This is a genomic window from Lactiplantibacillus herbarum, from assembly GCF_001039045.1.
Classification (GTDB): domain Bacteria; phylum Bacillota; class Bacilli; order Lactobacillales; family Lactobacillaceae; genus Lactiplantibacillus; species Lactiplantibacillus herbarum.
This window is the reverse complement of record NZ_LFEE01000001.1, coordinates 9,509-22,000: the sequence shown is the minus strand read 5'-3', so window position 1 is coordinate 22,000 and position 12,492 is coordinate 9,509. Positions and strand designations below refer to the sequence as shown.

Below are 12,492 nucleotides of genomic sequence, written 5' to 3'. Positions count from 1 at the left end.
TTGCCCGTGCCAGGAGGTTTAGAAAATGCAACCAATCGTTAAATTACGCAACATCGAATTAAGCAGTGGCCGTCCCAAGCTGGCGGTTCCGATTACCGGTAAAACGGCGGCTGAAATCTTAGCTGCCACTAAGCCAATTATTGCTGCTAAACCTGACGTAGTAGAATGGCGCATCGACTTCTTTGAAGGCGTTACGGATGCTGCTAAGCTGCAACAGATGGGCCAGCAGTTACGAGCTGCACTAGGTGAAATTGCACTACTGACAACCTTTAGAACTAATGGTGAGGGTGGCGAATTGCCATTAAGCGATGCGGACTACTTCCAAGTATGTGCCAACGTCGTAGCTGGTCAATTCACGGATGCTTTGGACGTCGAACGTTACCATAATGAAGCCGCTGTTAAAGCGTTGATTGCTCAAGCACATCAACAACAAGTCGTCATCATCATGAGCAATCATGATTTCGATAAGACGCCAGCTGCGGACGACATCGTCCAACGCCTGACGAGCATGGTGGCTTACGGTGCAGACATTGCCAAGATGGCAGTGATGCCACAGTCAGTCGAGGATGTTTTAACGTTACTCACGGCTACTAATACGGCACGACAACAGTTACAACAACCGATCATTACCATGTCGATGGGCGATCTGGGTAAGATTTCCCGCATGGCTGGCGAAGTGTTTGGCTCATGCCTCTCATTTGCCACGGTTGGTGCGGCTTCCGCGCCTGGTCAAATCGCTTTAGAGCACTTACGACCTGAATTAGAAGATTTAAAACTAAACTAAATTAGATTAGATGAGAGGAGTGTTCAAGATGGCAGCAGCCGTTCAAAAGAAATACGTGTCGCAGTTTGCGATGATGGGTACTGTTATCTCACTGACGCTCTTTGAACCTAACCAGCCAGCTGTTGAAGAGGTCTACGACTACTTGCAGCAGATGGATCAGATCTTTTCCGTTAATCGACCTGATTCTGAACTCAGTGCAATCAATCAACAAGCTGGGCAACAATCCGTTCAGGTGAGTCCCGCTTGCTTCCAATTAATTCAAGATGCGTTAGCGTACTCACAGCAGTATGCGGACAGTTTCAATGTCTTAATTGGACCGTTAGTTAAACTCTGGCGCATCGGTTTCGGCGGTCACGAAGTACCTGCAGCAGAGGCTATTCAGCAGAGTTTGCAACAGATGGACTTAGCACAGGTTACCTTGAACGCCGAGCAACACAGCGTCTATTTACGACAGCCAGGGATGCAATTGGACTTGGGTGCCATTGCCAAAGGTTACTTTGCTGATCGAATCGTCGATCAGTTAAGACAAGCCGGAATCGCTAATGCCATTGTTAACCTAGGAGGAAACGTTAAACTCCTTGGCGAGAATCCATTAGCAACCGATGCGCGCTGGCAAGTAGGCATTCAAGCGCCTGCCGCACCACGAGGCTATCCAGTGTTACAAGTAACCATGCCAGCACGAACGGTCGTCACTTCCGGAATCTTTGAGCGCTATTTCAAAATTGGCGAACAGCGGTATCACCATATCTTGGACCCGCAAACGGGCTATCCAGTTGAGAATCAAGTGGATCAAGTCAGCATTATTACTGAACAGTCAGAATTAGCTGAAGTATTAGCCACGGTGACCTATTTTCAAGGGCCTGAGCAAGGGGTGCGATTAATCGAATCGTTACCGAATACGGAAGCCATCTTTATTGATAAGCAACAGCAAATTACAGTTACCAGTGGCTTAAAGCCGCGACGCGAAGGAGTGTTTGAGATTGAGTAAAACGCAAGTAACCGGCCAAGCAATGGGCCATAACGGTATTATTAATTATGAAGTTGATGTACAGGATGACCAGATAAAGGATTTGAAGATTTTAAAACATTCCGAAACGTCCGGGATTTTTAATCAAGTTATTGATAAGCTAAAAGACAATATCATTACAGAACAGTCATTTGACGTGGATACCATCAGTGGTGCAACGGTTATGACCCAGGCATTGTTGAAGTCTGCTGATCAAGCTGTAACGGCTGCTGGGATCAATGTTACCCCAACACCAAAAGCTAAAACCAATTCTAAGAGTCAAAACTACCGTACTGACGTTTTAATTATCGGTGGTGGTGAAGCTGGGTTAGTTGCTGGTTGTCGTGCGCTAACCATGGGCCAGTCAGTGACGTTAGTTGAAAAGAATGGTTACCTAGGTGGTGCCACGATTTTGAACGGTTCAAACGTCGTTGGGACCGGCTCAAAGGTTGCAGCCCAGATTTTTGATAACAACCATGATACGCCAGAAATGCTGGCTCAAGATGTCAGTCACGAAAGTCTGGAGAGTAATTATCCAGCTTTGACGGACTTAATGGTCAAGAATATCGGTTCTGCAATTGACTTTATCAGCGAATTTGCCGATTTACATTATCAAAAAGCACAAACGCAAACGCCAGAACATTCGATCAACCGTCAAATCGAATTACCTTCAGCCAGCAGCTATGAATTCATTCAAAAGGTTTCCAAAGCCTTTGAAGATGCTGGCGGCAAGGTAATGTTGGATACGCGTGTTGAAGAATTAATGTTTGATCGGCAACACGTACTTAACGGCATTATTGGTCAACAACATGACCAGACGATCAAGATCAAAGCTCGCTCAGTCGTACTAGCTACGGGTGGTCACGGTGCTAACCAAAAGATGCGCGGCGACGAAAGCCAAGGTATTGATTACTATGGTCCAATGACTTCGACTGGTGATGCCTATCAATTTAATGATGCCCTCAACTTGAAGACCCATGATTTGGATTGGTATAAAATTTATCCACACGGCGTGGAAGTAGAACCCGGTGTTGCCAAATTGACGACCTACGCTTCCAAACAAGCGACTGATATGGGTGCAATCTATGTCAATTCCAAAGGTGATCGGATCGTTAATGAATCAAACGTCTACACTGCTTTCCGAAACGCTATCCTGAAACAAGATGATAAAGTTGCATACATGGTGATGGACGAACGGACTTGGAAAAAAGTCTATGACTTATTGATTCTTCATGACTTTACACCGCAAGAGATTCAACAGTTCTTTGAAGACCCAACGAAACGACCAGTCTTTGTTAAGGGTGATCTGCAGACTGCTGCTAAACAAGCGGGAATCGCTGTTGATGAACTTGCTAAGACGGTTAAGAATTATCAAGGCTATGTTCAAGATGGCCACGATCGTGAATTTGGTCGGAATCCAAAATTCCTGCACCAATTTGATGGTGAGACGTTCTACATTATTGAACAACGTGACCGTTTTGCAACGACATTAGGTGGTTACAGCGTCAACGCCGATAATTTACAATTGTTGGCAGCTAATGATGCACCGGTAGCTAATTATTATGGTGCTGGTGAAGTCATCGGTGGTGCGAATGGTCATGATTCAATGCCAAGTATGATGAATACTTGGGGCATCTCGTCCGGCTACGTTGCCGGAGCTGCTGCTAGTGTTAATGCTAAACGCCAAGCTGCGGCAGGCGATAATGAAGCTAATATCGTGGCTTTAGTCGGGACCAACGCCTCTAAGTCTTACAACCGTAAATTACTCTTCGCCATGAAGGAAATGTTTGATACCCAAGTTAATTTTGAAATTTGTGAGATCAAAGATTTACCATTGTTTAACGAAGATGATCTTGATAACGAACCAGATAACGTCAAAGCATTGGGTGCTAAGATCGATGCTGCGGACGGGGTCGTTATCGGGGTACCAGAATATGATCACTCGATTCCAGCGGCGTTAAAGAGCGCTATTGAATGGTTATCTTGTGCGGAACATCCATTTAAGGACAAGCCAGTTATGATTGTTGGGACTTCACTTGGTATTCAAGGGACGGTCCGCGCACAGATGAATTTACGTCAAATTCTGGACTCACCAGGTGTTGATGCGAAAGTGATGCCCGGCAATGAATTCATGTTGCCACAAGCAGGAACGAAGTTTGACGAGCACGATCAGTTGAACGATGATGGCAGTGAACATTTCTTGAAGCAATGTTTCAACCACTTCTTAGACTATTTACCATTAGTTGAAGAGAAGCTGGTTACAACTAAATAAATGAAATCAAAAAATGGTGCGGCTCATCTAGTAAGGTGAACCGCACCATTTTTGGTTAATCGCTGAAGGTGTTTTTTCTGAAAATGGTAGCTTAGTAAAAAAGTGAAGTTGTATTTTACTAATGAAAGCGGTACCTTTAGTTATTGAATGACTTAAAAGGAGTGTTGAAGATGTACCAAGCAGACAGAACGCGTTATGATCAAATGGTTTATAACCGGGTGGGGCAGAGTGGTCTCAAGATATCCGCAATTGGACTCGGTCTATGGAATAATTTTGGGAGTGTAGATCCGTTAGAGAATCAAAAGGCAATTATTCATCAGGCTTTTGATCTGGGAATTACCTATTTTGATTTAGCCAATAACTACGGCCCCGAACCGGGGAGTGCTGAGACGAACTTTGGTCAAATTATGGCGACTGATATGCGGCCATACCGTGATGAAATGGTGATTGCCAGTAAGGCTGGCTACGTGATGTGGCCTGGCCCTTATGGCAACTGGGGGTCACGGAAGAGTATTATTGCGAGTGCTGATCAGAGTTTGAAACGCACTGGTTTAGACTATTTTGATATCTTCTACAGTCATCGTCCTGATCCGGAAACACCGCTAGCTGAAACGGCGCAAGCATTGGATCAACTCGTGCGTGATGGTAAGACGTTGTACGTCGGTTTATCCAATTACAATGGCGAACAGACCGCTGCTATGACGGCTATTTTTGACGAGCTGAAGACGCCTTATATTATCCATCAGCCACGCTACAATATGTTTAATCGTCAGGCGGAAGGTGACTTGTTCCCAGTGCTTGAGAAGACGCACAAGGCCGCTGTTGGATTTAGTTCACTGTCACAAGGACTATTGACTGATAAGTACTTACACGGTATTGCAGCGGATTCGCGAGCTACCAAGCAGACGATTCCATTCTTGGGTACGTCGCAGGTTGAACAGACGCTGACGACTGTTCAACGCTTGAATGAGGTTGCTCAGCAGCGTGGACAAAGCTTAGCTCAGATGGCGTTAGCGTGGAATCTTCGGCAACCAGCGTTAGCTAGTGTACTGATTGGTGCTAGTCGGCCACAGCAAGTGATTAATAACGTAGCGGCCTTGGATAATCTGGACTTTAGTGCGGATGAATTAGCGACTATTGAACAGATATTGGCGGAACAGCCGGTGATTGATTGGAGTAGGGAGAAATAGCAATATAGCGTTTGACCTGCATTCGCTACACTGGCAATACTAGAAAATTCAAATTATGATTAACGTATGGATCACATTGTAAAATGGATCCATTTTTTAGTTTGAAAGTAAAAATAATTGTCATACATAATTTAGTTATTACGTTAACTTTATCGAAGTAATTAGTGATTAAATTCGCCAATTTTCACATTTAATGATAAAGTTTTACATAATAGTTATCACGATAATTAAGGTAATCTAGCAAAGATAGTAAACTACTATACTTGAGAATTTAATAATTTGAAAATTGATGAAGCGATAGCGATTTTGATTGAAATAGTTTGAATGAGGGGGTCTAGCCATGGCAGCAACGTTAAAAGACATTGCGAAAGAAGTTGGGGTATCGTTGGCAACGGTATCGCGCGTACTGAATAAAGATCAGTCACTCTCAGTAAGTGATGATACTAGGCAACGAATTTTCGAGGTTGCAGAGGAGTTGCAATACTCTAAGAATAAGCGACGGACGATGCCGACGATTCGTAAACGTTTAGCGATCATCCAATGGTATTCTGAGTCGAAGGAACAAGATGACTTGTACTATATGTCGGTACGAATGGGGATTGAGCAGCGGGGACAAACGACACAATTTGATGTGACGCGGATTTTTCAGAATAATCTGCAAGAATTGAGTACAGATATTGATGCTGTTATTGCAGTTGGCAAATTCAGTCCACAACAGGTAGCGGATATGTCTGCTGCGACTGATAATTTAGTCTTTGTAGATGATGATCAGTTCGATGCTGGTTTTGATAGTGTCGTGACCGATTTTCGCTTGGCAACTGAAAAAGTAGTCGAATATTTCTGGCAGCGTGGTTTACACCAAATTGGGTTTATTCATGGGTCAGAAATGACGACTGATCGTCAATTATCAGTTGTTGATCGCCGGATGCTGGGATTTCGCTCGGCGATGGAACGGCGGCATGCCTTTGATCCTAAGTTAGTTTTTAAGGGCGATTATACAAGTGAATCTGGTTTTAAAATGATGCAAAAGGCTATTCGAACGTTAGGTGATCAGTTACCAACTGCTTTCTTTGTAGCCAATGATCCAATGGCAGCAGGCGCATTAAAGGCGCTACAAGCAAATGATATTAAAGTTCCAGAACGAGTGAAACTATTTAGTTTCAATAATACCTCGTTAGCAACGTTCGTTTACCCTGAACTAAGCGCGGTTAACGTAGATACTGAGTTAATGGGTGCTACGGCGGTAAACCTAGTAATCAGTCGTTTGGAAGGTCGTCAGACTGCCCAACGAGTTGAATTAGGAACGAACTTAGTTGAACGTGCAAGTACGAAATAAGTGGAAAGGTTATGCTACGTAGATGTGGCATAACCTTTTTTGTTTAACTAAAACTTTTACTCAAAGATAGAAAAGTCTGTTATACTGAATGAAAGCGTTTTAAATACATGGAGGTGTCATAATTTTGGAAACTAAAAAAACAGTATTCGATCAATTAGAAGGCCAGGATGTTATGCGTTATACGCTAATTAATGACCAAAAAACTCGAGTTTCAGTACTTAGTTATGGTGGGACGTGGCAAGAATTTGTTGTCAACGAAGATGGTGTTGAGCGTCCTTTGATTTGGGGATTAGACAACATGGCTGATTATCAGCGAGTTGGTTACTGCTTGTGTCAATCAATTGGCCGAGTAGCAGGCAGAATTGGTGGTGCCCACTTTAAGATTGATAACCAAGATTATGACGTTGAAATGAATGAACAAACTCACTCATTGCATGGTGGCGACCACGGATTCAACACTTTGAACTTTGAGGGCCAGTTTAGCCAGGATATGGATAGCGTCAGCGTTACTTTGACTAAACATATTGAAGCTACTGATGACCAGTATCCTGGTAACTTAGACGTTGCAATTAAGTTTACGTTAGACAATCAAAACCAAGTGTCAATCGCATTTACGGGTGATACTGACGCAGCCACACTCTTCAATCCAACGAACCATGTTTATTGGAACACGACTGATGACCGGGACAGTTTAGCACAACAGTGGTTACAAATTACGAGTGCGGCGCATTTGGAATTTGATCAAGAAAAAGTACCAACTGGTAAAAAGGTTGCCGTTAAAGGGACTGCCTACGATTTCAATGAAAAACAACCAGTTGAAACTGCTTTAGCACAGCTAAAAGCTGAGAGCAATGGCATTGAATTTGATGATGCCTATGAGGTTACACCAAGCGAGGATCAACCAATTGCAATGGTTGGTGATACGGACGGCAAACGTCGGGTCAAACTATACTCTGATCGGAATAGTTTGATTGTCTTTACGGCTAATCCCTTCGATCCAGCCAAAGAAGACGCACATCAATACAACGCATTAGCAACGGAAGCACAGACTTTACCAGATGCAATCAATCATCCTGACTTTGGGGATATTGTTTTGCGTCCTGGTCAACCAGCTACGCATACTATTCGTTACCAATATGAACGTTTGAACTAGATATTAGTGAACACCGGACGATAATTATGTTCGGTGTTTTTTTGTCTTAAAGAGTTTTAGATCCGGTAAACAGTAATTATCAGGTGATACTGATTAGCCCGTCACTATATAATAAGCCGCCATTACTAAACAGTAACTTGGCGACATCAGATTGATCGTAATACCTAGCAGAGAAGGGTTGCTAGGTATTGGATGCTTACAAAAGCAGCTCGTAAAAGTAAACGGAATTTGCTTTAACTAAAATAATTACGCAAATTTTACTAAAAATCGTTGACACCGAACTTGAAAACGATTACATTAAGAGTTGTAAATTATAACAAGGAAGATGTGAGGCGATATCATGGATGCAAATACTCAACAGAGTAAGTCTCGTAAGATTACATCACGACTAGCTTATTCGTTCGGTGCGTTTGGGCACGATGCCTTTTACGCGACACTGTCAACTTATTTTATTATGTTTGTGACTTCCCATTTATTCGACAAGAGTAGTGGGGCACAAGGAACTCGAATGATCGCATACATCACGATGATCATTGCGGGCTTACGATTTGTCGAATTAGCGATTGATCCATTAATTGGTAACGCTATCGATAATACGAATTCTCGTTGGGGCCATTTCAAGCCATGGATCGTGATCGGTGGGACGATTGGTTCAGTTGTTTTAGCACTTTTATTCACTACTATGGGTGGCTTAAATAGTTCTAACCCCGTCCTATACTTAATTCTTTTTGCAATTTTATATATTACGATGGATATCTTCTATTCATTCAAGGACGTCGGTTTCTGGTCAATGATTCCTGCCATTTCATTTGATTCTGCGGAACGTGAAAAGACAGCTACTTATGCCCGGGTTGGTTCTAACATCGGTGCCAATATTGTTGGGATCGTCGTTATGCCTATCGTATTGATGTTCTCTACTAAGGCTAACAGTGGTCAAGGGGACAATCGTGGTTGGATGGTCTTCGGGATTGTAATCGCTGCCGTTGCCTTGATTTCTGCAATTGTTGTTGCCTTAGGGACTAAGGAAAATGATTCTGAATTACGTAAGAATACTGAAAAGACTTCCTTCAAACAAGTTTTCAAAGTGTTGGCTCGTAATGATCAATTAATGTGGTTATCTTTGACTTACGGAATTTACACGGCCGGGATTGCCATTACTAACTCACTAGAACTTTACTACTTTACCTACATTTTAGGCGATGCTTCTAAATTTACCCTTTTGGGTTCATTGAATGCGATTATTGGGATCTTTGCCGTGTTGGCTTTCCCACCATTAGCAAAGAAATTCAGTCGTCGTAAGGTTTTCTTCTTAGCCGTTGTTGTTATGATGATTTCCTTAATACTATTCGCATTTGCTGGTCAATCATTACCAATGATCTTGACTGCCGCTGTCTTATTCTACATTCCACAACCACTAATCTTCTTAGTTGTTTTGATGGTCTTGAGTGATTCAGTTGAATATGGTCAATTGAAATTCGGTCACCGTGACGAATCATTGACGTTATCTGTTCGTCCATTACTTGATAAATTAGGTGGTGCCATTTCTAATGGTGTCGTTGGTTTAACTGCCGTTTGGGCTGGGATGACTGCTGGTGCAACTTCAGGCGATGTTTCAGCACATGGTCAAGCTATCTTCAAACTGATGATGTTTGGGGTACCCGCTGCCATGATTCTTATCGGAACATTTATCTTCTTCAAGAAGGTTAAATTGGACGAAAAGATGCATGCTGAAATCGTTGATGAACTTGAAAAGACTTGGTCAACTCATTTAGATACAGACGAAACACCTGCTGAAGTTGAAGCAAACGCAAAGACGACGCTTTACCAAGATCCTGTTGAAGGTGAATTGCTCAGTCTTAGTGATGTTGCTGATGAAACCTTTGCTAGCGGTAGCATGGGTAAAGGGTTTGCGATCAAACCAACGGATGGCCGCGTATTAGCACCGTTCGATGGTGAAGTCGTTGCAACCTTCCCAACTCGTCATGCGATTGGATTACGTTCAGATACTGGTATCTTGACACTGATCCATATTGGAATTGGCACTGTTCAGATGCGTGGGACTGGGTTTGTCCAGTATGTTGAAAAAGGTGATCACGTCAAACGAGGTCAAGAATTGATTGAATTCTGGCAACCAGCAATTAAGAAGGCTGGCTTGGATGATACGGTCATGGTTGTTATTACGAACCACAAAGATATGCCCGAATTTAAGTATTTAAAGGATTCAGGAAGCTCAGTGTTAGATAGTGAAGATGTCTTACAATTATCGAACGTCGGCTTACCAGATCAAGCATAGTTTCTTCCTCGAGAGCTATCAATGACGTCAGCCATTGATAGCTCTTTTTATATAAAATTGGTCGTCATAAAAGGAGATTTATAAACATGTCAGTAACCTTGAAACCAAATCTAATTGATGTTGATGAACAACAACTTATTTTCCACCTTCATAATGAGCAGATCTCGTATATCTTAGGCGTTGAAACGGGTAACGTGTTGGCCCACTTGTACTTTGGCCCACGAGTTCGCGGTTACCATGGTGAGCGACGTTATCCACGGATCGACCGGGGGTTCTCAGGGAACTTACCAGATACGCTGGACCGAACTTATTCAAAAGATGATCTACCACAGGAATACGGCGGTAACAACACGGGGGATTACCGGCAACCTGCAGCGATTATTAAAGCGGCCAACGGTGCTCGAACGGTTGATTTTCGTTATCAGGACTGCCGTTTGGAAGCCGGGAAGCCTAATTTAACTGGCTTACCACAGACTTACGTGGAAGACGAAGATGAAGCTCAGACGTTGATCGTAACGTTAGTAGATGACGTGATCGATATCACGTTGGAACTGGCCTATACGATCTACCGTGATCGTCCCGTAATTACACGCAGCGCTCGGTTTATCAATCAAAGTGAAGAAATGGTTGATCTTGAAAAAGCAGCTTCGATGCAACTAGATTTACCAACTCAACCTCTAGACGCCATTTCATTGCCAGGTAGTTACGCGCGCGAACGACAATTAACGCGCCAGCGCCTACACCGTGGTGTAACGCAATTTGAAAGCCGCCGTGGTGGGAGTTCGCATCATATGAATCCGTTCGTGGCCTTAGCTGAACCGCAGACTACTGAATTTAGCGGAAATGTGATGGGTGCGCTGTTGATCTATTCCGGTAACCATCAATTTAGTTTGGAACGTGATCCAATCGGTCAGACCCGTCTGACGGTCGGAATCAACGAATATAACTTTGACTGGCAATTGACGGCCGGCCAAAGCTTCCAGACACCAGAAGTTGCATTGGTCTATTCTACGGATGGTCTCAATGGTATGTCTCAAGCCTATCACCAATTATTGCGTGAACGGGTTGCTCGCGGCCAATATAAAAATGAGTTGCGGCCGGTCTTGATTAATAACTGGGAGGCCACGTACTTTGACTTTGATGCCGATAAGATTCAGAGCATTCTGGATGCTGCTTCACCGTTAGGCATTGAAATGTTTGTATTGGATGACGGTTGGTTTGGTCATCGTAATGACGATAACAGCTCATTAGGCGACTGGTCTGTGAACCGGAAGAAATTACCAGCCGGTTTAGCCGACATCAGTAAACGTACCCATGACAAAGGGATGCGCTTTGGCCTTTGGTTCGAACCAGAGAATGTCTCAGCGGATTCAACGATGTTTAAAGAACATCCAGACTGGGTACTTGGCGTTCCCAATCGCGGCCGAACACTTTCGCGGAATGAATACGTGCTCGATTTCAGTCAACCGGCCGTTGTCGACAATCTCTTTGAACAAATGACAGCTGTACTAGACGAAGTGCCAATCGACTACATTAAATGGGATATGAATCGTAATTTAACAGAGGTCTATTCGCCACATAGCGTTTCTGACCAGGAAGGCGAAACTAGTCACCGCTTCATTCTAGGCGTCTATGACTTGATGGAACGCTTAACGAAACGCTATCCACAAATCTTATTTGAAGGTTGTTCCGGTGGTGGCGGTCGTTTTGACGCTGGTTTGATGTACTATATGCCACAGAGCTGGCCATCAGATAATAACGACCCCGTTGAACGCCTGCGTATTCAGTATGGGACGTCACTGGTTTATCCAATCTCTGCTATCACAGCGCACGTCGGGACTAGTCCAGACGAATTACTCGGACGTTCAACCACGATGGCAATGCGCAGTGCGGTTGCGATGAGTGGCACGTTGGGCTATGAACTGGATGCGGCTAAGTTGAGTGCGGCTGATCGTGAAGCTGTTCAACAACAGGTTGCATTCTATAAGCAACACCGGCGACTGATTCAGTACGGAACTTTCTACCGTTTAGAGAGCCCGTTTGAATCGAACACGGTTGCGTGGATGTTCGTGAGTCCGGATCAAAAGGAAGCGTTGCTCTACACCTTCGTTATTTTGGGCGCCGTTCAGCCGGAACCACATATTACGAAGCTAGCTGGGCTGAATCCTGACCAGAATTACGTTGAAGAAGCGACTACTGAAGTCTATGGTGGCGATGAACTTATGCAATTAGGGTTGTATACCACTCCCGTTCAGACGAGTGACTTTATGGCACAAATTCGGTATTTCAAGGTACAAGATTAACTAAATAAAAGTGGGACAAAGGTATAATAATCAGCCTCTGTCCCACTTTTTAACTGTAAATGTAAAGGTTGAAAGTTAATGATCCGCTGGAAATATTGGTATGACAACGATTGAAAAGCTAAAATCAGTCACTATTTTCGCCTCCGGTAGGGAGT

Annotated in this window: 8 protein-coding genes; all 8 read left to right on the top strand. The window is 43.6% G+C overall.

All coding sequences use genetic code 11. The features are described from left to right. Positions 1-25 precede the first annotated feature (25 nt). Positions 26-784 (top strand): type I 3-dehydroquinate dehydratase, encoded by a 759-nt coding sequence (gene aroD / locus ACG95_RS00075; RefSeq protein ID WP_047998530.1) that lies wholly within the window; start codon positions 26-28, stop codon positions 782-784. A gap of 28 nt (positions 785-812) precedes the next feature. Continuing rightward, positions 813-1,772, top strand: a complete 960-nt coding sequence (locus tag ACG95_RS00070) for an FAD:protein FMN transferase (protein ID WP_047998529.1) — start codon at positions 813-815, stop codon at positions 1,770-1,772. After that, positions 1,765-4,062 (top strand): FAD-dependent oxidoreductase, encoded by a 2,298-nt coding sequence (locus tag ACG95_RS00065; protein ID WP_047998528.1) that lies wholly within the window; start codon positions 1,765-1,767, stop codon positions 4,060-4,062. The genes ACG95_RS00070 and ACG95_RS00065 overlap by 8 nt, the downstream gene beginning before the upstream one ends. Before the next feature lie 170 nt (positions 4,063-4,232). Then, entirely contained in the window at positions 4,233-5,252 is a 1,020-nt protein-coding gene (locus tag ACG95_RS00060; RefSeq protein ID WP_047998527.1) for an aldo/keto reductase, read from the top strand. Positions 5,253-5,592: 340 nt separating this feature from the next. Next, positions 5,593-6,588: a LacI family DNA-binding transcriptional regulator gene (locus ACG95_RS00055; protein WP_047998526.1), complete on the top strand. Its 996-nt coding sequence runs from the start codon at positions 5,593-5,595 to the stop codon at positions 6,586-6,588. A 118-nt stretch (positions 6,589-6,706) separates the two neighbouring features. Then, positions 6,707-7,741, top strand: coding sequence for an aldose epimerase family protein (locus tag ACG95_RS00050; protein WP_152668251.1), 1,035 nt, complete (start codon positions 6,707-6,709; stop codon positions 7,739-7,741). A gap of 340 nt (positions 7,742-8,081) precedes the next feature. Then, complete coding sequence (locus ACG95_RS00045; RefSeq protein ID WP_047998524.1) at positions 8,082-10,034, top strand: sugar MFS transporter; 1,953 nt, start codon at positions 8,082-8,084, stop codon at positions 10,032-10,034. A gap of 86 nt (positions 10,035-10,120) precedes the next feature. Beyond that, the gene (locus ACG95_RS00040; protein ID WP_047998523.1) at positions 10,121-12,337 is read left to right on the top strand and encodes an alpha-galactosidase; all 2,217 of its coding nucleotides are present in this window, start codon (positions 10,121-10,123) and stop codon (positions 12,335-12,337) included. Positions 12,338-12,492: the final 155 nt, after the last annotated feature.